The sequence below is a fragment of the Cupriavidus taiwanensis LMG 19424 genome (assembly GCF_000069785.1).
Lineage (GTDB): Bacteria > Pseudomonadota > Gammaproteobacteria > Burkholderiales > Burkholderiaceae > Cupriavidus > Cupriavidus taiwanensis.
Map to the genome: position 1 here is coordinate 971,764 of NC_010528.1, position 21,652 is coordinate 993,415.

At 68.5% G+C, this 21,652-nt stretch carries 22 protein-coding genes; 14 read left to right on the plus strand and 8 right to left on the minus strand.

Annotated features, from left to right (window positions below):
• Positions 1 to 68: 68 nt before the first annotated feature.
• The 3 genes from RALTA_RS04530 to pdxR all read right to left on the minus strand — a co-directional run bounded on the left by RALTA_RS04530 (position 69) and on the right by pdxR (position 2,453).
• A complete protein-coding gene (locus RALTA_RS04530) occupies positions 69 to 350 on the minus strand; it encodes a hypothetical protein (RefSeq protein WP_012352255.1) in 282 nt (93 codons plus the stop codon).
• A 190-nt stretch (positions 351 to 540) separates the two neighbouring features.
• Positions 541 to 849, minus strand: a complete 309-nt coding sequence (locus tag RALTA_RS04535) for a hypothetical protein (RefSeq protein WP_012352256.1) — start codon at positions 847 to 849, stop codon at positions 541 to 543.
• Between the two features lie 155 nt (positions 850 to 1,004).
• Entirely contained in the window at positions 1,005 to 2,453 is a 1,449-nt protein-coding gene (gene pdxR / locus RALTA_RS04540; RefSeq protein ID WP_012352257.1) for a MocR-like pyridoxine biosynthesis transcription factor PdxR, read from the minus strand.
• Positions 2,454 to 2,616: 163 nt separating this feature from the next.
• Here pdxR and RALTA_RS04545 point away from each other — a divergent pair, with 163 nt between their 5' ends.
• From RALTA_RS04545 to RALTA_RS04560, 4 genes are all read left to right on the plus strand, one after another.
• On the plus strand, positions 2,617 to 3,060 hold the full coding sequence (locus RALTA_RS04545; protein ID WP_012352258.1) for a carboxymuconolactone decarboxylase family protein: 444 nt from the start codon (positions 2,617 to 2,619) through the stop codon (positions 3,058 to 3,060).
• A gap of 160 nt (positions 3,061 to 3,220) precedes the next feature.
• A complete protein-coding gene (locus RALTA_RS04550; RefSeq protein ID WP_012352259.1) occupies positions 3,221 to 3,532 on the plus strand; it encodes a hypothetical protein in 312 nt (103 codons plus the stop codon).
• 163 nt (positions 3,533 to 3,695) lie between these two features.
• Positions 3,696 to 4,598 (plus strand): lipid A hydroxylase LpxO, encoded by a 903-nt coding sequence (gene lpxO / locus RALTA_RS04555; RefSeq protein ID WP_012352260.1) that lies wholly within the window; start codon positions 3,696 to 3,698, stop codon positions 4,596 to 4,598.
• 69 nt (positions 4,599 to 4,667) lie between these two features.
• Positions 4,668 to 4,925 carry a putative hemolysin gene (locus RALTA_RS04560; protein ID WP_041232087.1) on the plus strand — a complete coding sequence of 86 codons (258 nt, stop codon included), beginning with the start codon at positions 4,668 to 4,670 and terminating at the stop codon, positions 4,923 to 4,925.
• A 23-nt stretch (positions 4,926 to 4,948) separates the two neighbouring features.
• Here the strand turns inward: RALTA_RS04560 and RALTA_RS04565 are convergent, their stop codons facing one another.
• Together RALTA_RS04565 and RALTA_RS04570 are read right to left on the minus strand one after the other, a co-directional pair.
• Positions 4,949 to 6,460, minus strand: coding sequence for a sensor domain-containing diguanylate cyclase (locus RALTA_RS04565; RefSeq protein ID WP_012352262.1), 1,512 nt, complete (start codon positions 6,458 to 6,460; stop codon positions 4,949 to 4,951).
• A 178-nt stretch (positions 6,461 to 6,638) separates the two neighbouring features.
• Positions 6,639 to 8,078, minus strand: coding sequence for an aminotransferase-like domain-containing protein (locus tag RALTA_RS04570; RefSeq protein WP_012352263.1), 1,440 nt, complete (start codon positions 8,076 to 8,078; stop codon positions 6,639 to 6,641).
• A gap of 174 nt (positions 8,079 to 8,252) precedes the next feature.
• Here RALTA_RS04570 and RALTA_RS04575 point away from each other — a divergent pair, with 174 nt between their 5' ends.
• Both RALTA_RS04575 and RALTA_RS04580 read left to right on the plus strand, forming a co-directional pair.
• The gene (locus RALTA_RS04575; RefSeq protein WP_012352264.1) at positions 8,253 to 8,624 is read left to right on the plus strand and encodes a hypothetical protein; all 372 of its coding nucleotides are present in this window, start codon (positions 8,253 to 8,255) and stop codon (positions 8,622 to 8,624) included.
• A 67-nt stretch (positions 8,625 to 8,691) separates the two neighbouring features.
• A complete protein-coding gene (locus RALTA_RS04580) occupies positions 8,692 to 10,317 on the plus strand; it encodes an NAD(P)/FAD-dependent oxidoreductase (protein ID WP_012352265.1) in 1,626 nt (541 codons plus the stop codon).
• On the opposite strand, the gene RALTA_RS04585 is transcribed toward RALTA_RS04580, so the two are convergent.
• Positions 10,314 to 11,609, minus strand: coding sequence for a TIGR03862 family flavoprotein (locus tag RALTA_RS04585; RefSeq protein ID WP_012352266.1), 1,296 nt, complete (start codon positions 11,607 to 11,609; stop codon positions 10,314 to 10,316). The two genes, RALTA_RS04580 and RALTA_RS04585, sit on opposite strands and share 4 nt — an antisense overlap.
• Positions 11,610 to 11,699: 90 nt before the next feature.
• On the opposite strand from RALTA_RS04585, the gene RALTA_RS04590 reads away from it, so the two are divergent.
• Positions 11,700 to 12,311 (plus strand): DUF1415 domain-containing protein, encoded by a 612-nt coding sequence (locus RALTA_RS04590; protein WP_012352267.1) that lies wholly within the window; start codon positions 11,700 to 11,702, stop codon positions 12,309 to 12,311.
• On the opposite strand, the gene RALTA_RS04595 is transcribed toward RALTA_RS04590, so the two are convergent.
• The gene (locus RALTA_RS04595) at positions 12,312 to 13,151 is read right to left on the minus strand and encodes a class I SAM-dependent methyltransferase (RefSeq protein ID WP_012352268.1); all 840 of its coding nucleotides are present in this window, start codon (positions 13,149 to 13,151) and stop codon (positions 12,312 to 12,314) included.
• Positions 13,152 to 13,340: 189 nt separating this feature from the next.
• Between RALTA_RS04595 and RALTA_RS04600 the strand changes: the two genes are divergently transcribed.
• Positions 13,341 to 14,954, plus strand: a complete 1,614-nt coding sequence (locus tag RALTA_RS04600; protein ID WP_012352269.1) for a DUF342 domain-containing protein — start codon at positions 13,341 to 13,343, stop codon at positions 14,952 to 14,954.
• A 259-nt stretch (positions 14,955 to 15,213) separates the two neighbouring features.
• Here the strand turns inward: RALTA_RS04600 and RALTA_RS04605 are convergent, their stop codons facing one another.
• Positions 15,214 to 16,326, minus strand: a complete 1,113-nt coding sequence (locus tag RALTA_RS04605) for a CapA family protein (RefSeq protein ID WP_041232088.1) — start codon at positions 16,324 to 16,326, stop codon at positions 15,214 to 15,216.
• A 224-nt stretch (positions 16,327 to 16,550) separates the two neighbouring features.
• On the opposite strand from RALTA_RS04605, the gene RALTA_RS04610 reads away from it, so the two are divergent.
• The 6 genes from RALTA_RS04610 (at position 16,551) to kdpA (ending at position 21,580) form a co-directional block, all read left to right on the plus strand.
• On the plus strand, positions 16,551 to 17,939 hold the full coding sequence (locus RALTA_RS04610) for an FAD-binding oxidoreductase (protein ID WP_012352271.1): 1,389 nt from the start codon (positions 16,551 to 16,553) through the stop codon (positions 17,937 to 17,939).
• A gap of 114 nt (positions 17,940 to 18,053) precedes the next feature.
• Positions 18,054 to 18,971, plus strand: a complete 918-nt coding sequence (gene ppk2, locus RALTA_RS04615; protein WP_012352272.1) for a polyphosphate kinase 2 — start codon at positions 18,054 to 18,056, stop codon at positions 18,969 to 18,971.
• A gap of 67 nt (positions 18,972 to 19,038) precedes the next feature.
• Positions 19,039 to 19,305 carry a hypothetical protein gene (locus RALTA_RS29015; protein ID WP_012352273.1) on the plus strand — a complete coding sequence of 89 codons (267 nt, stop codon included), beginning with the start codon at positions 19,039 to 19,041 and terminating at the stop codon, positions 19,303 to 19,305.
• A gap of 204 nt (positions 19,306 to 19,509) precedes the next feature.
• Positions 19,510 to 19,674, plus strand: a complete 165-nt coding sequence (locus RALTA_RS30230) for a hypothetical protein (protein WP_157877120.1) — start codon at positions 19,510 to 19,512, stop codon at positions 19,672 to 19,674.
• Entirely contained in the window at positions 19,674 to 19,763 is a 90-nt protein-coding gene (gene kdpF / locus RALTA_RS04620; RefSeq protein WP_012352274.1) for a K(+)-transporting ATPase subunit F, read from the plus strand. Before RALTA_RS30230 ends, kdpF begins: the two co-directional genes overlap by 1 nt.
• On the plus strand, positions 19,763 to 21,580 hold the full coding sequence (gene kdpA / locus RALTA_RS04625; protein WP_012352275.1) for a potassium-transporting ATPase subunit KdpA: 1,818 nt from the start codon (positions 19,763 to 19,765) through the stop codon (positions 21,578 to 21,580). The genes kdpF and kdpA overlap by 1 nt, the downstream gene beginning before the upstream one ends.
• Positions 21,581 to 21,652: the final 72 nt, after the last annotated feature.

Sequence of the window (21,652 nt, forward strand, 5' to 3'; positions counted from 1 at the left end):
CCAGACTCCCTTAGCTTTAAACCTCGAAGCCAGTGCGGGCCCACCCACGCATGGATTGGCGCATCACGTCAGGCCGGCAAGCGTTCCGCCGCAAGCCTGAAGGTGTCGCGCACCAGCGGCTGGTCTTCGCGTTCGGCCGCGGCGGCGCGATCGCGCAAGCGCGTGGCGAGCACCGCCAGCGTTCCCTGTGCCTGCGGCCCGCCCGCGGCCTGGCATCTGGTCACGGCTTCGCGCATCACCGCATCGAGCTCGCTGCTGACGTCGGCGCCATCGAAGGCGCTGACCGAAAGGGCCGAGATGCGTTCCAGGTAGAGATTGACCAGCGCTTCGTCGTGTAGCGGTTCGGACATGTCTTCTCCTCGTCGATGACGGCATGCATTAGCCATTGTAGTGAAGGCGCCGCCTGCCCGCGATCCAACGCTGTCGCATCCGCATGGCGGCGGCGAGCTGGACGCTGAGGTGCGGCGCTGTGCGAACGCCGGGACGCTGCCGGCACCCCCAGGGGGCGCGGCGCTGCATCGGGCAGGATGTGGGGGACGACTATTGGTCGCGCCGCCGCTGGTTCTGCAGCAGCTCGATGGGAGAGGGCTGGATGCGCCGTCGCGCCGGACGCAGCGCCCGGTTCGGCCACAGCACATAGTTGGTATGCGGGTCCAGCGGCTTGCCGAAGTACGAGACCCAGACCTGTACCCCCTGTTCGGTTTCGGCAACGATGGCCGCGACGGCGCGCGCCGCGGCGGACGGGGACTTGAGCAGCTCCGCCAGGGCTTCGACGCCCTGCACGACATGGTGCTTCACCCCTGCAAACCATGCGTACTGACGCATGGCGGACAACAAACGCTTGGTCATGAACGCGACTCGGGTTGGTTGGAAGTGCGAATGAGACTTTCGTACATCCGATTTGTTCACAGCAAATTTGCCCGGCAAATCATGACTGAGGCGTCATGTCGAAGGTGTGTCACCTGCATGCCGTGCGTCGCTGGCGTCCCCCGGTGCCGGGCGCATCACGCAGTGCGCGGCGGGACAGGAGCCAAGGCACAGAGTACCATCGCCAGCCGGTCCAGGGCAGGGTCGATATCCAGCAGGTCGATCGCGCCGAAGCCCAGCAGCAGCCCGGCACAGGTGGCAGGCGGAGTGGCATAGCAGGGGTCCAGCGTGGCCAGCTCCAGGTCCGCCAGCCGCGCCATCGATACCAGTGCCTCGGTGTCCACTGGCACGCGCAAGCGTGCCGCCAGGTGGAAGCCGGCCACCGCCGGCAGCGGCTCCAGCCACGGCGACAGGTCGCCCTGCAGCCGCGCCAGCAAGCGCGCGCGGCGCTGGGCATGGCGCGCATGCGAACGCCGGATATGGCGCAGCAGGTGGCCTTCCGAGAGGAAGCGCGCCAGCGCCTGCTGCAGCAGCGTCGGCGTGTACCAGTCCATCAGGTGCTTGACCTTGCGCGCCGCCGGCATCAACCACGGCGGCACCACCACGTAGCCGCCGCGCAGGTTGGCCGCCAGGGTCTTGGAGAACGTGCCCACGTAGACCACGCGGCCATGCCGGTCCAGCGTCTGCAGCGCATCCAGCGCCTGGCCGCCGTAGCGGAATTCGCTGTCGTAGTCGTCTTCAAGAATCACCGCATGGCGGCGCGCGGCCCAGTCGAGCAGGGCCTGGCGCCGCGCCAGGCTCATCGGCACACCCAGCGGCGACTGGTGCGAGGGCGTGACGTAGACCAGCGTGGCGTCGTTGGGCAGCGCCGCCACCACCAGTCCTTCCGCGTCGACGGGTACCGGCACGACCCGTGCGCCAAGGCCCTGGAACAAGGCACGCGCCATCGGATAGCCGGGGTCTTCCATCGCCACCACCGCGCCCGGCCCCAGCAGCAGCCGTGCCAGCAGGTCGATGCCCTGCTGCGCGCCGCTGGTGACGAGGATGTCGGTCGGCGCGCTCTGCACGCCGCGGGTAAAGGCGATATGGCGCGCGATCGCCTGGCGCAGCGGCATCTCGCCGGCGGCGTCGGCCGGGCCGGGCGCCCGCGTACGTTCTGCCGCCAGCGCGGCACGCACGCAGCGCGACCAGGCTTCATGCGGAAAACGGGTGGTATCGGCCTGCCCCGGCTGGAACGCATAGCGCGCCCCGCCGGCCGGGGCCAGGAACGGCGTGGGCACGGCCAGCCAGCGCTGCACCGCGGGCGGCAGCACCGGCGCCGCGGCGATGCGCACCCCCGGCCGCGCCAGGCCTTGCGCGACATAGGTGCCGTCGCCGACGCGCGCGTGCAGCCAGCCTTCGGCCACCAGCCGCTCGTAGGCGGTGGTGACGGTCTTGCGCGCCACGCGCAGCTGCGTGCCGAGCAGGCGCGACGGCGGCATGCGCGCGCCGGCTTCGAGCCGGCCGGCCTGGATCGCGTCGCGGATGTGGTGGACGATCTGCGCGGTCAGGTCGCCGGCGTGGTCCAGAGCCAGGTGCAGTTCCATGGCGGGTTGGCGTCGATCTCGATTGGTCTACTGATTCTGCCAAAAATTGGCAGTGTACGGGGCCAATGCGGAGGTCTATCTTTCATTCCGTCGGGCGCCGCCCCAGCGCCCGCTGCAATCGAACCTGAATCCAACCTGCTCAACCTGCTTAAGGAGATCGATCATGGAAGAACGGATGAACTGGCAAGACGTGGCCCCCGACGCCTACAAGGCAATGGTCGGCGTCGAGGTCTACCTGGCGCGCTGCTCGCTGGAAACCACGCTGAAGGAACTGGTCAAGATCCGCGCCTCGCAGATCAACGGCTGTGCCTTCTGCCTGGACATGCACGTGACCGACGCGCGCAAGCATGGCGAAAGCGAACGCCGCCTGAGCCTGCTGCCGGCGTGGCGGGAAGTGAGCTGGTTCACGCCGCGCGAGCGCGCCGCGCTGGCGTGGACCGAGGCGCTCACGCTGCTGCCGCAAAGCCAGGCGCCGGATGCGGACTACCAGGCGCTGCGCGAGCAGTTCTCGGAAAAAGAGATGGCCGACCTGACGCTGCTGATCTCGGCCATCAACGCGTGGAACCGCTTCGGTGTCGGCTTCCGCCGCCAGCCGCCGGCGCTTTGAAACCCGTGCGCCGGCTTGTCGATTGACAAGCCGGCGCGCGCTGCATTAGCTTCGGTTGCAGCGACTGCACATCTGGCAGCGACCGCATGGCCGGCGTGATGATAGGCTATGCCAAGCGCTGTCCGCGTGTAGTGTGACGTCCCCCGCCAGGAGTCTGCCCATGACCGAAGACACCCTGCTGCAACTGATGACGGAAGTCGAAAAGGAAGATCCGATCGACTACGCCGACTTGCCGTTCGACGACGCCGCGCTGCGCCGGCTGGCCTGCCGGCTGATCGCCGAACGCTCCAGCGAGCTGGAGGCTTCCGGCCTGCCGGTGGAGGCGCTGCTGGCCACGATGTGGGCCTCGACCGCCAAGCTGGTGCTGGAAAACCTGGTCCTGAACGCGCGCCTGCTGACGCTGCAGGGCCTGCCCGACGATGCCCGCGCGTTGATCGACCGCATCGCGCGACAGTCCCGCGGCGGCGCCTGAGCCCGCCGGCAGCGCATTACCTGCCCCGGCGCTCCCGCCGGCCAGCCATGTGCCGCAGCCGGCGCAAGCTGCGGCGCCCCCGCCGTTTCGTTAAAATACGAGTTTTCGCTCAGCCGGGCCGCGGCCCGCCATGCGCCGGAGGCGGCTGACCAGGAGGATTTCGGTGATCAAGTGGATAATCGTCGCGGGCTACCTCGGTGCCATCCTGTATGTGCACTTCCGCGGCAAGGTGCGCCTGCGCCTGTGGCGCCAGCTGCTGGACCATTCGGCCCTGGTGGCGCCGATCAACTGCTTTATGTACGCGTTCTCGGGCGTGCCGCGCACCCCGTACATCCCGGTCGACAATTTCCCCGACCTGGAAAAGCTGCGCGCCGCCTGGCCGGAGATCCGCGATGAAGGCCTGGCCCTGGCGGCGATGCGCAAGATCAAGGCCGCCGACAAGAACGACGACGCCGGCTTCAATTCCTTCTTCAAGTACGGCTGGAAGCGCTTCTACCTGAAGTGGTACGAGGCCCAGCATCCATCGGCCGAGCAGCTGTGCCCCAAGACCGTGGCGCTGCTGCGCGAGCTGCCTACCGTCAAGGCGGCGATGTTCGCCGAGCTGCCGCCGGGCGGCAAGCTCAATCCGCACCGCGATCCGTTTGCCGGCTCGTTGCGCTATCACCTGGGGCTGGCCACGCCCAACGACGACCGCTGCTTTATCGAGGTCGACGGCGAGCGCCACAGCTGGCGCGACGGCGAGGGCGTGGTGTTCGACGAAACCTACCTGCACTGGGCCGAGAACCGCAGCGATGCCAACCGGCTGATCCTGTTCTGCGATATCGAGCGCCCGATGCGCTATGGCTGGGCCGCGAAATTCAACCACTGGATGGGCCGCAAGGTCATGACCGCCGCCAGCTCGCCGAACGACGAACACGACCAGACCGGCATGATCAACCGGCTGTTCCGCTTTGTCTGGCTGGGCGGCCAGTATCGCCGCCGCTTCAAGGCCTGGAACCGCCAGCTCTATTACGTGACCAAGTTCGGCCTGATCGTGCTGGGCGTGGGTTTGATCGTCTACCTGTAAGCAGCAAGAGAGCCGGCGCCAGCCGGCTCTTTCGTTTAGCGGACCTGTTCGCTTCTGCCGGAGATGCCAATGCGCTTTGTTCCCGTAGCCCTCGGGCTGGCAGCCAGCCTTGCCGCGGCCGCCTGCACCACCGCGCCCGCCGAGCGCCCCGCCAGCACTGGTGCTGCCATCGGCATGGCCAATCCGGCATCGGTCAACTGCGCGCAGCGCGGCGGCAAGCTGCAGATCGTGTCGACGCCGGCAGGCCAGACCGGCATCTGCACATTCCCGTCTGGCAAGCAGTGCGAGGAGTGGGCGCTGATGCGCGGGGAGTGCACGCCGGGCTGAAGCCTCGCACGGGGGCGTCCGCCTCAGTCGCGGCGGCGTTCGCTGGCGAGCGCGGCGTAGTGGTCGCGCTTGGCCTGGTACATGCGGCTGTCGGCCAGCTTGACGATGTCGCCCAGGCGCTCGCCTGCCTGGCAGGTGGCGTGGCCGATGGAGAAGCTGAGCCGCGTGCCGGGGTAGAACTGGTTGTTCAGCTCCACCACCTTGCCGATCTGCTCGACCACGGTGGCGGCGCCGCGCTCGTCGCGCCCGGGCAGCAGCACCATGAACTCGTCGCCGCCGGTGCGCGCGACGCAGGCCTGCTCGCCCACGGCTTTCTTCAGCACCTCGCCGGTGCGGCGCAGCAGGCTGTCGCCGTCGGCGTGGCCGAACTGGTCGTTGACGACCTTGAGCCCGTTCAGGTCCACCGCCACCACGCTGACCGGCCACGGGCCCTTGCGGCCCAGCCGCGCCAGTTCGTCCTCATAGTAGGCCCGGTTGTAGAGCTTGGTCAGCACGTCATGCTTGCCGAGGAACTCGACATAGGCCTCGGCCTTCTTGCGCGCGGTGATATCGGTCAGCGACACCAGCACCTGGTCCCAGTCCGCTTCGCGCCCGGGGAACACCGACCATTGCATGAACACGTCGACGGCGCGGCCATCGAGCGCGTAGTTGATGACCTCGCGCTGCTGCCACAGCCGGCCATGCCACAGGTCGATCAGCTGCTCGGCAAAATGGATGCGCATGTCGTCGCGGAACACGTCGCCGAGCCGCGACAGCAGCGCGGCCTTGCTGTCCGCGCCGAACATCTGCAGGGTCTGCTGGTTGACGTCGAGCACGCGGATTTCCTGCATGCAGCGCGAGACGAAGTCAGGATGGACGTTGAGGAAGGTGCGGAAGTCGGTGATGCCGGCGGCCCGCACTTCGTCGATCAGCACCTTGACCGCGCTGAAGTCCTCCACCCACAGCGACACCGGCGAATGCTCGAACAGGCCCAGCGCATACTGCTCGCTGCGGCGCAGCTCGCGTTCGGTGCGCAGGCGCGGGGTGATGTCCTTGATCGACAGCAGCACGCGCTCCCAGGTCTGTTCATGCCCCGGCATCACCGTGGCCTCCAGCTGGATGTCGAGCCGCGCGCCGTCCAGCGCGTAATTGACGGTCTGGCTGGAAAAGCCGTTGGCGCCATCCCACAGCTGGCCGAGTTCTTCGACATGCTGCTCGAACATGTCGTCGCGAAAGACCGTGTCGAGGTTGGCCACCAGGTCGTCGAGGTCGGCGGCGCGGAACAGTTCCAGCGTGCGCCGGTTCACCGCGATCACGCGGATCAGCGCGGAACATTGCGCCACCCGCCGCGGATCGGCGCGCAGGTGCGCGCGCAGGTCGGTGATGCCCTGCTGCCGCCACTGCGCGAAGCACTCGCGCACGGCGCTGAAGTCCTCCAGCCACAGCGAGACCGGCGCCAGCTGGAACAGGGTCTGGTAATCGTCCGGCAGGTGGCGGGCAGGGTCGCCGATACCCTGGGCCGCGGACGGTGCCACGGATGTACTGGTCAAGGCCATTCTCCTTGTTCTTGTTGTGAAGGCGCGCGGCGGCCATGTGCAACCGATGCGATCGGGGCCGCCGGGGACCAGCCGGGCAGCCGCCTGCACGCCAGCGCACTAGGATAGGCGAGCCGCCGGCAAAAAGGGAGGGTTGTTGCAAATCGGCGCGAGGGCCGGGGACCGGCCACCGCGGCGGTCAGGCCGCGAGCCGCTGCACGATCGCGGCGAGCGTGCCGAGCGCGCGCTCGATCTGCGCGGAACGCGGGGTGCCGCAGTTGATGCGCAGGCAGTGGTCGAAGCGCCCGGCGTTGGAAAACATCACGCCCGGCATCACGCGGATGCCGGCCTGCAGCGCCTGGTCGAACACCGCCTCGGACGAGACCTGCGCCGGCAGCTCGACCCACAGGTGCATGCCGCCGCGCGGCGCGCCCAGCCGCGTGCCGGCGGGAAAGCCGGCGGCGATGGCCTGCGCGAACCATTCGCGCTGCGCGCGCAGCCGCGTGCGCAGCCGGCGCAGGTGCCGGTCATGCGCGCCCGACGCCAGGAAATCGGCGGCGGCCATCTGCGACAGCATCTCGTTGGGCCGCGACAGCCCGAACTTCAGCATCTCGACGCGCGCCTGCCACTTGCCGGCGGCGATCCAGCCCAGCCGCATGCCGGGCGCCAGCACCTTGTGCAGCGACGCGCAATGGATCACGTTGCCGCTGCCATCCCAGGCCTTGGCCGCGGCTGGCGGCGCGTCGCTGTCGGCGGTGGCCGAGAAGCAGTCGTCCTCGATCAGCGCGATGCCGCGTGCCTCGCACCATTGCACCAGCCGCGCCTTGTGCGCGTCGGGCATGATGCAGCCGAGCGGGTTCTGCAGATTCGGCACCACCGCCACCGCGCGGATGTTGTCGTAGTGCTGTGCCGCCAGCTCCAGCGCCTCGAGCGAGATGCCGGTCTGCGGGCTGCACGGGATCTCCAGCGCGCGCATGCCCAGGCTTTCCAGGATCTGCAGCAGGCCGTAGTAGGTGGGAGACTCCACCGCGATCACATCGCCCGTGCCCGCCACCGCGCGCAATGCCAGGTTCAGCGCCTCGGTGCAGCCGTTGGTGATGACGATCTCTTCCGGGGCCAGCTGCACGCGGTTGCGCAGCGCCTGCCGTGCGATCGCGGCGCGCAGCGGCAGGTAGCCGTCGGGCTCGACGCCCTCGCCGAACAGCTGCGGATGCCGGCGCAGCGCGCGTGCCGCGGCACCGCGCAGGGCCTCGGTCGGGTACAGCGCTGGCGCGCAATAGGCGCCGCCCAGGTTGGTGTGCACGTGCTCGTGCTGGCCGCGCGCGAGCAGGCCGGAAATGCGCTGGTGGATGCCGACATACTGGGCCGGATCGGGCAGCGCGGCGGCGGGTTCCGACAGCGCTGCCAGCGCCGCGCGCCGCGGCGCGGCAACGAAGTAGCCGGAGCGCGGCCGCGCTTCGAGCAGGCCGTCGCTTTCGAGATGCCGGCAGGCCTGCAGCGCCGTCGACAGGCTCACGCCGTGCAGCGCCATCAGCGCGCGCACCGACGGCATGCGGTCGCCGGCGGCGAGCGTGCCGGCGTCGATGGCGCGGCGGTAATGGCCGGCAAGCTGGCGATAGAGGGGGGTGGTGGTATCCATGGCGGCATCGTGGCGCGGCCGGCCGCATCGGTACAGATACAGAGGCGGGGGCCCTGTATCGTAACAGGCGGAAATCGTGGTTGCTGTTCCGGTCGCCGGGGTGCGGCCGTGTGCCTGCCGCGCGCGGCAGCCGGTCGATAGGCTGGAGTCCTGTGCCTGCTACCGGAGTCTGCCATGCCAAGCGATCTCGACACCACCCCGACCATGATGCCGTTGTCGGCCGGCCAGGCCTTGCGGCTGCACGTGTCGGCCGGGACCGTGCTGCATGCCCAAACGGGCGAGATGGTGCTGGCCGGGCCGATGCAATGGCTCGCCGGCCACTGCCACATGCCGCAGCGGCGCCTGCGCGCGGGCGACACCTGGGTCGTGCCTGCGCGCGGCTGGCTGACGGTGTCGGCGAGCCGCGGCGCGGCATTGTCGGTCACGGCTGCCCCGGGGTGGCTGGCGCGGCTGCGCGCGCGCCTGGCGCCTCCGTGGCGCCGGCCGCTCTCGGCCGGCGGGCCGGTCTCGCTGCGGATTCCCGACCCGGCGCGCCAAAGGCGATAAAATTGCGCTCCGGCCGGCCTGGCACATTGGTGTGCCCAACCCCCCGGCCGCAGTTCCCGGGTTCCCCATGCTACGTCTAAGTGAAGTCAAACTCCCGCTCGACCATACCGAAAGCGACCTCGACGCCGCCGTGCGCGCCTGTGCCGCACAGATCGGCGTCAAGGGAGACGGCCTGATCGGCTATACCGTATTCCGCCGTGCCCACGATGCGCGCAAGCGCTCGGATATCAAGCTGACCTACATCATCGATATCGAGGTGCGCGACGAGGCCGCGGCCATCCGCCGCATGGCCGGCAAGCCGAACTGGAGCGTGACGCCCGACATGGCGTACCACTTCGTCGCGCGCGCGCCGCAGGGCGGCACGCATCCGCGCCCGGTGGTGATCGGCATGGGCCCGTGCGGCCTGCTGGCCGGCCTGATCCTGGCGCAGTCCGGCTTCCGCCCCATCATCCTGGAGCGCGGCAAGGAAGTGCGCGAGCGCACCAAGGACACCTTCGGCCTGTGGCGCAAGAGCGTGCTCAATCCCGAGTCGAACGTGCAGTTCGGCGAAGGCGGCGCCGGCACGTTCTCGGACGGCAAGCTGTACAGCCAGATCAAGGACCCCAAGCACTATGGCCGCAAGGTGCTCGAAGAGTTCGTGCGCGCCGGCGCGCCGGAAGACATCCTGTTCAAGGCGCGCCCGCATATCGGCACCTTCCGGCTGGTGAGCATGGTCGAGAAGATGCGCGCCGAGATCATCGAACTGGGCGGCGAAATCCGCTTCGAGACCCGCGTCGACGATATCGATATCGATGGCGGCCGGGTGCGCGGCCTGAAGCTTTCCAACGGCGAGTATCTCGAGGCCGACCACGTCATCATGGCGGTCGGCCACAGCGCGCGCGACACCTTCCAGATGCTGCATGACCGCGGCGTGTTCATGGAGGCCAAGCCGTTCTCGCTGGGCTTCCGCATCGAGCATCCGCAGGGGCTGATCAACCGCAGCCGCTTCGGCAAGTTCGCCGGCAACAAGCTGCTGGGCGCGGCCGACTACAAGGTGGTGCACCACTGCAGCAATGGCCGTTCGGTGTACAGCTTCTGCATGTGCCCGGGCGGCACGGTGGTGGCGGCGGCGTCGGAGCCGGGGCGCGTGGTGACGAATGGCATGAGCCAGTACAAGCGCGCCGAGCGCAATGCCAACGCCGGCATCGTGGTCGGCATCACGCCGGAAGATTACCCGGGCGGCCCGCTGGCCGGCATCGAGTTCCAGCGCAAGTGGGAAGAGCGCGCGTTCGAGCTGGGCGGGCGCAACTACAACGCACCAGGCCAGCTGGTGGGCGACTTTATCGCCGGCCGCGCCTCGACGTCGCTGGGCTCGGTCGAGCCTTCGTATAAGCCGGGGGTGACCCCGACCGACCTGAGCACGTCGTTGCCCGACTACGTGATCGAGGCAATCCGCGAGGGCATTCCCGAAATCGACAAGAAGCTGCCGGGCTTCGCGCTGCATGACGCGGTGCTGACCGGGGTCGAGACTCGCACCTCGTCGCCGCTGCGCATCCGCCGCAACAACGATGACTACCAGAGCATCAACGTCAAGGGCCTGTATCCGGCGGGCGAGGGCGCGGGCTATGCCGGCGGCATTTACTCCGCGGCGATCGATGGCATCGAAGTGGCCGAGGCGGTGGCGCTCAGCATCGTCGGCGGCAGGGCTGCCTAAGCCTGTTGCTGCAGATAAGCCGCGGCCCCCTGCGCCGCGGTGCGGCCGCTGGCGAAGCAGGCCGTCAGCAGGTAGCCGCCGGTGGGTGCTTCCCAGTCCAGCATCTCGCCCGCGCAGAATACGCCGGGCAGGGCGCGCAGCATCAGGCTGTCATCCATCGCTTCGAAGCGCACGCCGCCGGCGCTGCTGATGACCTCGTCGATCGGGCGCGGGCGCAGCACGCGCAAGGGCAGTGCCTTCAGCGATACGGCCAGCGTGCCGGGATCGAGCATGGCGTCGCGGGACAGGCATTCGCGCAGCAGGCCGGCCTTGACGCCGGTGATGCCGAGCCGGCTCTGCAGGTGGCTCGACAGCGAACGCGAGCCGCGCGGATGCTCGACCTGCGCGCTGACCTGTCCGGCGCTGTGCGACGGCAGCAGGTCGAGGTGGATGATGGCCTCGCCATCGGCCTCGATGCGGTCGCGGATCGGTGCCGACAGCGCGTAGACCAGGCTGCCTTCGATGCCGTCGCGGCTGATGACGAATTCGCCCTGGCGGTAGTGCGCGTGTCCGTCACGGTCGTTCAGCGCGATCGCCACCGGCTTGACCGGCGCGCCGGCAAAGCGCGCGGCAAAGTCCGCGCTCCATGCCACGTCGAACCCGCAGTTTGCCGGGCGCAGCGGCGCGATCTCGATGCCGCGCTCGGCCAGGCGCGGCACCCATGCGCCATCGGAACCCAGCCGGGCCCAGCTGGCACCCCCCAGCGCCAGCACCACGGCGCGCGCGTGCACGACCGTGTCGCCGTGCGGCGTGGCAAAGCGCAACGCATGCCGGGCGCCGTCGCTGTCGCCGTCTCCATCGTCCCAGCCCAGCCAGCGATGCCGCATATGGAACTGCACGCCGGACTCGCGCAGACGGTGCAGCCACGCGCGCAGCATCGGCGCCGCCTTCATGTCGGTGGGAAAGACGCGGCCCGAACTGCCGACGAAGGTCTCGATGCCGAGCCCGTGGACCCAGTCACGCAGCGCCTGCGCGCCGAAGCCCGCCAGCATCGGCGCCAGCTGCGTCGCGCGCGCGCCGTAGCGGCCCAGGAAGGCCGGCTCCGGCTCGGCATGGGTCAGGTTCATGCCGCCCTTGCCGGCCATCAGGAACTTGCGCCCGACCGACGGCATGGCGTCATAGACCGCCACGCTGGCGCCCTGCGCCGCCAGCACTTCGGCCGCCATCAGCCCGGCCGGGCCGCCGCCGACGACGGCAACGTCGGGAGTGGCATGGGTGGCATGGTCACGGGCAGGCGTGGCGGTAGAGGGCATCGGCGGGGCTCGGCAGGGCAGGGTGTTTCCGCCGCGGATTATAGAGCCTGCGGCAGCGCTAGAATGACGCTTTGCCGCACGCTTGCCATCATGTCTTCCGCCACGCACTCCGCCAGCCCGTCCGACGATGCCGTCATTGCCGCCACCCGCCACTGGCTCGAGCGCGCGGTAATCGGGCTCAACCTGTGCCCGTTCGCCAAGAGCGTGTACGTGAAGGAGCAGGTGCGCTACGTGGTCAGCCCCGTCACCGGGGCGCCCGACGTGATGGATGACCTGGAGCGCGAACTGCGCCTGCTGGCCGATGCCGATCCGGCGCAGGTCGATACCACCCTGCTGATCCTGCCGCACGCGGTGGCCGATTTCCTCGACTTCAACGACCTGCTGTACTTCGCCGAGCGCCTGCTCGCCAGCCTGGGGCTGGAAGGCACGCTGCAGATCGCCAGCTTCCATCCGCGCTACCAGTTTGCCGGCACCGAGCCGGACGATATCGAGAACTACACCAACCGCGCGCCGTACCCCATCCTGCACCTGCTGCGCGAGGATTCGATCGCGCGCGCGGCGGCGGCGTTTCCCGATGCGGCGGACATCTACGAGCGCAACCAGGCGGTCATGCGCCGCCTTGGCCACGACGGCTGGCAACGCTGGATGGCGGGCGAGGACGAGCCCAAGCCGGATTCCGGATCCGCGGACGGGACGGCGTAGTTACGCCGCCACCGGCTCGGTGAAGAAGCGCTCGCGCAGCTCTTCCAGTCCCAGCCGCCCCAGCACCTCTTCCAGCCGCTCGGCCGGGCGGCGGCGCGGCAGGTCCTTGTACTGCGCGATGATCAGTTCGTTCTTCATCGAGTGTTCCCAGCCCACCAGCTCGGTCACGCTGACCTGGTAGCCGTGTGCCTCCAGCTGCAGGCAGCGCAGCACGTTGGTCACCTGGCTGCCGAATTCGCGCGTATGCAGCGGGTGGCGCCAGATCTCGGTCAGCGGATTGCCCGCCAGCAGCTTGCCCTTGTGCTTGCGCAGCACGCTGGCCACTTCGGCCTGGCAGCACGGCACCAGCACGATGTGCTGCGCGCGCTTGGCCAGCGCGAAGCGGATGGCGTCGTCGGTGGCGGTATTGCACGCATGCAGCGCGGTGACCACGTCGACGGTAGGCGGCAGCTGCGGCGAGGTGATCGAGTCCGCCACCGACAGGTTCAGGAACGACATCCCGGGAAAACCGAGCCGCGCCGCCAGCGCCTGCGAGGTCTTCACCAGTTCTTCGCGGGTTTCGATGCCGTAGATGTGCGAGTCGTCCTGCAGGGCCTTGAAGAACAGGTCGTACAGGATGAAGCCCAGGTAAGACTTGCCGGCGCCGTGGTCCACCAGCGTAACGCGGCCGCGCGCGGCCTTGACCTCCTGCAGCAGCGGTTCGATGAACTGGAACAGGTGGTAGACCTGCTTGAGCTTGCGCCGGCTGTCCTGGTTCATCTTGCCGTCGCGCGTCAGGATGTGGAGTTCCTTGAGCAGCTCGACGGACTGGCCGGGGCGGATTTCGTGGGTATTTGACATGAAGGGGACTGCACAGGCTGCGGGGCGCGGCGCGCCCCGGAATGGCGACAGTTTACCGAAAAGTCTTCGGGCGGCCCTCGGCGCTGCCCTTGTGCGCTAAAGTTCCCGGCGCGCCTGCCGTTGGTGATGCATCGATAACAAGCAGAGCGCCGGCACCCGCCGTCGCCCGCCAGACGATTCAGGGGACGCATGATGCATGAATCGGGACTGCGCCTGGAGCTCGCCGAGCCGGGCGAACAGGTGCATGCACGCTACACGCCGCAGCCGGGCCGGCTGCCGCCGGACCCGGCCAGCCTGCAGCAATGCCTGGCCGGCCTGGGCTGGTCCGGCGCGCGGCTGGATGCGCGCGCGGTGGCGCAGTTCCTCGCGCAATGCCAGCGCGCCGAGCACGAGATCGATGCCACCATCGGCGCGCTGATCGACGGCGCGTTCGAGCTCGACATCACCGGCGATGGCCTGGCGGTGCGGCTGACGCTGATGCCGCCGGAAGGCGGCCGGCCGGTCAGCGCGGACGAGATCCGCCGCGCCGTCGCGGAGCGCGGCGTGGTGGCACCGATTCAAGCCCTCGCGCTGGACGCGGCGCTGGCCGAAGGCGGCTGCGAGCTGCGCACCATTGCCGCCGGCATGGCGCCGCGGCAGGGCGAGCCGGCGCGCTTCATCAACCTGCTGGAGCCGCGCAAGCCGGCGCACAGCGATGACGATGCCGGCAAGGTCGACCTGCGCGAGCTGGGCAACCTGCTGCTGGTCAGTCCCGGCACGCCGCTGATGCGGCGCGTCGCGGCGGTGCCCGGCCATGCCGGCGTCGACGTGTTCGGCCAGCCGATTGCCGCCGATGCGGTCGACGATCCGCCGTTTGCCGAGGGCCTGACCGGCGCGGCGGTGGATGCGGATGACCCCGGACTGCTGCGCGCGTTGATTGCCGGGTCGCCGGTGGTCGGCGTCCACGGCATCTCGGTCAGTCCCGTGGTGCAGGTCGAATCGGTGGACCTGCACTCCGGCAACGTGGCCTTCGACGGCACGCTGCGCGTGTCGGGCGACATCCGCACCGGCATGTCGGTCAACGTGAGCGGCGACGTGGTGGTCGAAGGCACCATCGAAGCCGCCAGCGTCGAGGCCGGCGGCAACGTGATCGTCAAGGGCGGCATCATTGGCAAGTCGGAAAGCGCCCATGCCGAAGGCGGCATCAGCCGCGCCAGCGTGCGCTGCCAGGGCGCGGTGAAGGCGCGTTTCATCGAGAATGCGGTGGTCGAGGCCGGCACCGAAGTCACCGTCGACAGCGGCATCCGCCAGAGCGATGTCGCCGCCGGGCAGCGCATCCTGGTGGGCGGCAACGGCACCCAGGGCAGCATCAGCGGCGGCCGCAGCCGCGCCTTGCTGGCGGTGCGCGCCGCGGTGCTGGGGGCGCCGGCCGGCACCGCCACCAGCATCCAGGTCGGCCTCAATCCCTATGCCGACGCGCAGCGCGCCGCGCTCGAGGCCGAGCGCCGGCGCATGCAGGGCGAGCAGGACAAGGTCAGGCAGCTGGTGGACTTCTTTGCCAAGCACCCGGAGCGCGCCGTTGGCGACTTGCGCGAAAAGGCCCGCGCGACGCTGTTCAAGCTGTCGCGCGACCTGTTCGAGCTGGACGCGCGCCTGACCGAACTGGGGCAGCAGATGCAGCCGGCCGCCGATGCCGTCATCGATGCCGCGCGGCGCATCCATGGCGGGGTCACGCTGCAGGTGGGCAGCCGCGTGCTCAAAGTGATGGAAGACAAGCCCGGCGGCCAGATCCGGCTGGTCGACGACCGCATCACCGTCGGCTGAATCGCACGCTTGCCCGATGCCGCTTTGATCCGCGGGGATTTGTACTATCCTGCAGATATGTCCTGGGGTGCCGCAGGATGGGCGATCGAGCTAGTGTCGGGCAATGAATGCAGAAGCGGATCAGCACTCTGTGGAAGCGTTACACCGAACCGACACACGTGGCACTTGAATGAACGGGAAGGCCAGCCATCGCGCTGGCCTTTCTGTTTTCAGGTCGGCCATTACGCAAGTACCGGAATCGTGGCAGGACGGCTTGCGCTTACTCCGCCCACAGCCGCAACTCGTGCATTCCGCTGCGCGCCACGCGCGTGCCAAGTGCGCGGCCCTGTGCTTCGAACATGGCCTGCAGCCATGCCATGTCGACTTCGCGCGCATACGCCAGCCGGAAATGGCTGCGCCGCAAGGGCACCAGCCGCAGGTCCGCGCAGCCGCCGCCATCGAAGCTGACGAATGCCATCAGCGCCAGGTCCGGGCGATAGGTATCGTATCCGCCAATGCCCTCGTAATCGTTGATGAAATCGCCGCAGCCGTAGAGGATCGGCTTGCCGGCATGCAGCTCGATGCCGAGCGGATGGTGCGAGGAGTGCCCGTGCACGATGTCGATGCCGGCGTGCTCCACCAGCGCGCGGGCGAAGGCGCGTTGTGCCGGATCGATGTGGTAGCCCCAATTTGGGCCCCAGTGGACCGACAGCACCATGACATCGCCGGGGCGTCGCAACTGGCGGGCCTGCGCGGCAATGCGCGCTTGCGACGCCGCGGACCAGTCGTCCAGCAGGTTCACCCCCGAGTGCCCCGCGGTGGCGCGCCACGCTGCCGGTGTGCCGGCGCTGGGCATGGCGAAGGCCATGACCACCACGCGGCCACCGCCAGGCCGCGCCAGTACCGCGGCGCGGGCGGCGCTGGCCTCGTCGGGACCGGCGCCGGCGTGTGCGATGTGCGCGCCGTCGAGCGCGTCGAGCGTATCGGCCAGGCCCGCGCGGCCCCAGTCCAGCACATGGTTGTTGGCGAGGACCGCGCAGTCGATGCCGGCGGCCTGCAGGCAATCCACGTTGCGCGGATGCATGCGGTAGTGCACGGACTTGCCAGGCCAGGCATCGTCGCTGGTGGTGATGGCGGTTTCCAGGTTGGCGATGCGCGGCCGCGCGGCGCGGCTTGCCAGTTCCGCCAGCGCATCGCCCCACGGATAGTCCGGCCCCACGGGGCGCGCGATCGGGCCGGCCTTGCGTTCCGCCAGGCGCACGTAGTCGAGCGCGCAATGCACGTACGATTCATGCAGCAGCGGCTGGCTGGGATGCGCCAGGATCTGGTCGATGCCGCGGCCCGTCATCACGTCGCCGCACAGGAACAGGGGAGGTTGGCTGGCAGGGTCCATCGTGCAGGCGCACGGCGCGCGGGCGCCGTGCCGCCATGCCTCCATGATAGGCCCCGCGGCCACGGCAGGATTTGGCCCCACCCGCGGAATGCGCCGGACGCAGCGCGCATTTACATTCGCGCGGTACCTGCCTTAAATGGTGAAGTCATCGGTCCTCGTGGCCATTTTTTTGCTCCTGACGCCGCGTGTCGTCCGATGTTTCCAACAGCATCGGGAGGCAGATCATGGCCCAGCCATCGCAGGAACATATTGAGGCACTCAAGGCGCAGCTGCGCGGACGCTTGCTGCAGCCGGGCGACGAGGGCTATGACGACGCGCGCCGGATCTGGAACGCGATGATCGACCGCCACCCGCAGTGGATCGTGCAGGCCGCGGGCGCTGCCGACGTCGCGGCGGCGGTCAACTTTGCGCGCGAGCACGGCGTGCTGCTGGCGGTACGTGGCGGCGGCCACAACATCGGCGGCCTGGCGATCTGCGAGGGCGGCATGGTGCTGGACCTGTCGGCGATGCGCTCGGTGCGTGTCGATCCGCATGCGCAGCGCGCGTGGGTCGAGCCGGGCGCGACGCTGCGCGACTTCGACCATGAAGCGCAGGCGCAGGGCCTGGCCACGCCGCTCGGCATCAATTCCACCACGGGCGTGGCCGGGCTCACCCTCGGCGGCGGTTTCGGCTGGCTCAGCCGCAAGTTCGGCACCACGGTCGACAACCTGGTGTCGGCGCAGGTCGTCACCGCCGACGGCAAGCTGGTGCGCGCCAGCAGCGACGAGAACGCCGACCTGTTCTGGGCGCTGCGCGGCGGCGGCGGCAACTTCGGCGTGGTGACGATGTTCGAGTTCCGCCTGCATCCGGTGGGGCCGCAGGTCTATGGCGGACTGATCGTCTATCCGCTGGAGCAGGCCGCCAGCGTGCTGCCCGCCTATCGCGAACTGTATGAATCGATGCCGGACGAGCTGACCGTGTGGGTGGTGCTGCGGCAAGCGCCGCCGCTGCCATTCCTGCCGCCCGAGGCGCACGGCAAGCCGATCGCGGCGCTGGCGATCTGCTACATCGGTCCGCCGGAGCGGGGACCGGAACTGGTCGAGCCCCTGCGCCGGCTCGGCACGCCCTACGGCGAGCATCTCGGGCCGATGCCGCTCACAGCGTGGCAGCAGGCCTTCGATCCGTTGCTGACACCCGGTGCGCGCAACTACTGGAAGTCGCACAACTTCGCGGGGCTGGACGACGGACTGATTGCGATGCTGATCGAGCAGATCGGCAAGTTGCCGTCGCCGCAATGCGAGGTCTTTATCGGCGCCATGGGCGGGCAGACCAACCGCGTCGCGAAGGATGCCACTGCCTACGCCAGCCGCGATGCCAAGTTCATCATGAACCTGCACGGGCGCTGGGACAGCCCCGCGGACGACGACCGCTGCATCGGCTGGGCGCGCGAGGTGTTCCGCGCCGCGGCGCCGTACGCGCTCGGCAGCGTCTATGTCAACTTCCTCACGCAGGAGGAGGGCGACCGCATCGGCGCCGCCTATGGGCCGAACTACGACCGGCTGGTGGCAGTGAAACGTCGCTACGATCCGGACAACCTGTTCCGCCATAACCACAACATCAATCCGGCGGGCTGAAGGGCGGCGTCAAGTACGGCGGGCGAGGGCGGGGCAGCCTGCCGCGCCTTCACGCGGCTGCAATACAGGCATGCCAGCATCGCCGCGACCGCGTTGTATCCACAGGGAGAGCAGATGAGACCGGGTGAAGCAGAGCTGGTGCGGCGCATCCATAACGAGGTGGCCGACTACTACGACGAAGAGATCGAACTGGAACTGGACGACCGCGAGGCCAGCGAGGCCTTCGGCGACCCCGTGCACCTGGACGACCAGGCCGGGCAGGACAGCCGCCGGAAATATTTCCGCGAGCTGTTCCGCCTGCAGGGCGAACTGGTGCGGCTGCAGAGCTGGGTCGCCGCCACCGGGCACAAGGTCGTGATCCTGTTCGAGGGGCGCGACGCCGCCGGCAAGGGCGGCGTGATCAAGCGCATCACCCAGCGGCTGAACCCGCGCGTCTGCCGCGTCGCCGCACTGCCCGCGCCCAACGACCGCGAACGCACCCAGTGGTATTTCCAGCGCTACGTCGCGCACCTGCCCGCCGCCGGCGAGATCGTGCTGTTCGACCGCAGCTGGTACAACCGCGCCGGTGTCGAGCGCGTGATGGGCTTCTGTACCGATGACCAGTACGAAGAGTTCTTCCGCTCGGTGCCCGAATTCGAAAAGATGCTGGTGCGCTCCGGCATCCAGGTGATCAAGTACTGGTTCTCGATCACGCACGACGAGCAGCGCCTGCGTTTCCTCAGCCGCATCCATGATCCGCTCAAACAGTGGAAGCTCAGCCCGATGGACCTGGAATCGCAGCGCCGCTGGGAAGACTACACGCGAGCCAAGGAAATCATGCTCGAGCGCACCCATATCGCCGAGGCGCCGTGGTGGGTGGTGCAGGCCGACGACAAGAAACGCGCGCGGCTGAACTGCATCCATCACTTGCTGAGCCTGGTGCCGTATGCCGAAGTGGAGACGCCCGCGGTGGTGCTGCCCGGCCGCGAGCGCCACGAGGATTACGTGCGCCAGCCGGTGCCGAAGGAGATGATCGTGCCGGAGGTCTACTGAGCGGTGCCGGACGCCTAGGGTATCCACGGGTGCGTCATCGGCCCCACCCCCGGGGCGGCTACCTATAATGAAAACGGCCACCCCGACATCCGCAGTGGCCGTGATCGTGGAACTGCTAGCTTTCTGGGCGGCCATGCTTGCCGCCTATCTCCTGATGAAGCGTGCCGGCTGCTTCAGCCAGCCGGTGCTCTATCCCGATCTGGAACACCCCTTCCGTTACTGGTGGGCGCAACGGCTGGGGCGCCAGCCGGCGCCACTGCCGCCATCTGCGCCGCCACCCTCTGCGCCGCCGTCATCGCAGCAACGCGCGCAACAAAATGCCCGGAGAGCGTGACGCTGCCGGGCGCCTCAGCCCATGGCAGTAGTCTTGCTCGCTGCCGCCTCGACCGGGAACGCATAAAAGTACCGCATCCAGCCCTCGCCCAGCGAGGGAACGGGAATCTTTATGCGTTCTTTATGCGCTCCAGCCACCTTTCTATCCAGTTTTTACACCCCCATCGATAAGCTCCAAGCCGAAACCACTCAAGGGTGCCTGGTCATGGATGGGATCTTCTTGCTTGTATTGATCGGCTTCGCCGTGCTCAGCGCGGCCTTGCTGGGGCTGTGCGCTGTGCTCGTGCCGAAATCCCCGGCAGTGAGCGAGCGCGCCGGACCGCATCAACGGATGCCGGCGAAGCACAGCGCATCGGACAGGGGGTTGTGATGAGCTGGACGGACCTGCTGAGCGGCGCGCTGGCCGTTGCCATTTTTGTTTACCTCCTCATTGCGTTGTTCCGGCCGGAGAAATTCTGATGTCCTCCCAATTCGTGGGCCTGCTGGTCCTCTATCTCGCCATCCTGCTGGCGTGCGCGCCTTTTCTGGGCCGCTATATACGGCGCGCTGTCGAGGACGGCAACTATGCGCTGACCGCCTGGGGCCGTCCGCTGGAGCGGCTGATCTATCGGCTGGGTGCCGTGCGTGCCGGCGCCGAGATGGGGTGGAAGCAGTACACCATAGCGGTGGTGGCGTTCAACCTGCTCGGCGTGGTGGCGGTCTATGCGCTGCAGCGCTTGCAAGGCCTGCTGCCGCTGAACCCCCAGGGCTTCGGCGCGGTCACGCCGGACTCGGCCTTCAACACGGCCATCAGCTTTGTCAGCAATACGAACTGGCAAGGCTATGCCGGCGAGTCGACCATGGCCTATCTGACGCAGATGCTCGCGCTCACCGTGCAGAACTTCCTGTCCGCGGCAACCGGCATCGCCGTCGTGATCGCGCTGATTCGGGGCTTCGCGCGCCAGACCGCCGCCACCATCGGCAACTTCTGGGTCGACATGACGCGGGTCACGCTGTACGTGCTGGCGCCGATCGCGACCGTGATCGCGCTGGCGCTGGTCAGCCAGGGCGTGATCCAGAACTTCGATGCCTACAAGGAAGTGAGCCTGGTCGCGCCGGTCGAATACAGCCAGCCGAAGGTCGACGCGGCGGGGCAGCCGGTGCTCGATGCGCAGGGCAAGCCGGTGACGGAAGACCTGAAGACCGACAGGCAGACGCTGGCGATGGGGCCGGTGGCCTCGCAGGAAGCCATCAAGATGCTGGGCACCAACGGCGGCGGCTTCTTCAACGCCAACTCGGCGCATCCGTTCGAGAACCCGAATGCCCTGGCCAACCTCATCGAGATGCTGGCGATCTTCCTGATCCCGGCGGCGCTGTGCTTCACCTTCGGCGAGATGGTCGGCGACAGGCGCCAGGGCGTAGCCGTGCTCGGCGCCATGGCGCTCATCTTCGTGGCGATGGCGTGCGTTGCGGCGGTCTCCGAGCAGACGGCGAACCCCGCGCTGTCGGGCCTGCCGCTCGATCATGCCAGTTCGCTGCTGCAGGCCGGCGGCAATATGGAAGGCAAAGAAACGCGCTTCGGCATCGCTGCATCGGCCCTGTTCGCCACCATCACGACCGCGGCTTCGTGCGGCGCGGTCAATGCCATGCATGACTCGTTCACCGCCATCGGCGGGCTGGTGCCGATGCTGCTGATGCAGCTGGGCGAAGTCGTGTTTGGCGGCGTGGGCTCCGGCCTGTACGGCATGCTGGTCTACGCCGTGCTGGCGGTGTTCATCGCCGGACTGATGATCGGCCGCACGCCGGAGTATCTCGGCAAGAAGATCGAAACCTATGAGATGAAGATGGTGGCCGTGGCGATCCTGGTCACGCCGCTGCTGGTGCTGCTCGGCACCTCGGTGGCGGTGATGACCGGGGCGGGGCGCGCGGGGGTGTTCAATCCCGGCACGCATGGCTTTTCCGAGATCCTGTACGCGCTCTCGTCGGCGGCCAACAACAACGGCAGCGCCTTTGCGGGCCTGTCCGCCAACACGCCGTTCTACAACACGCTGCTGGCCGCGGCGATGTGGTTCGGCAGGTTCTGGATCATCATCCCCGTCCTGGCGCTGGCGGGTTCGCTGGCGGCCAAGAAGCGTATCCCGCCCAGCGGCGGCACCATGCCCACGCACGGCCCGCTGTTCGTCGTGCTGCTGGTTGGCACGGTGCTGCTGGTCGGCGCGCTGACCTATGTCCCGGCGCTGGCGCTGGGGCCGGTTGCCGAGCACCTGCAGGGCGCGATGCCGGCGGCGGCAAGGTAAATCGACCTCTCACGAAGACATATCGAGCATTGCTATACCTTCGGCCCCTGCGCTGCCTCGCCAGGGCGGGTG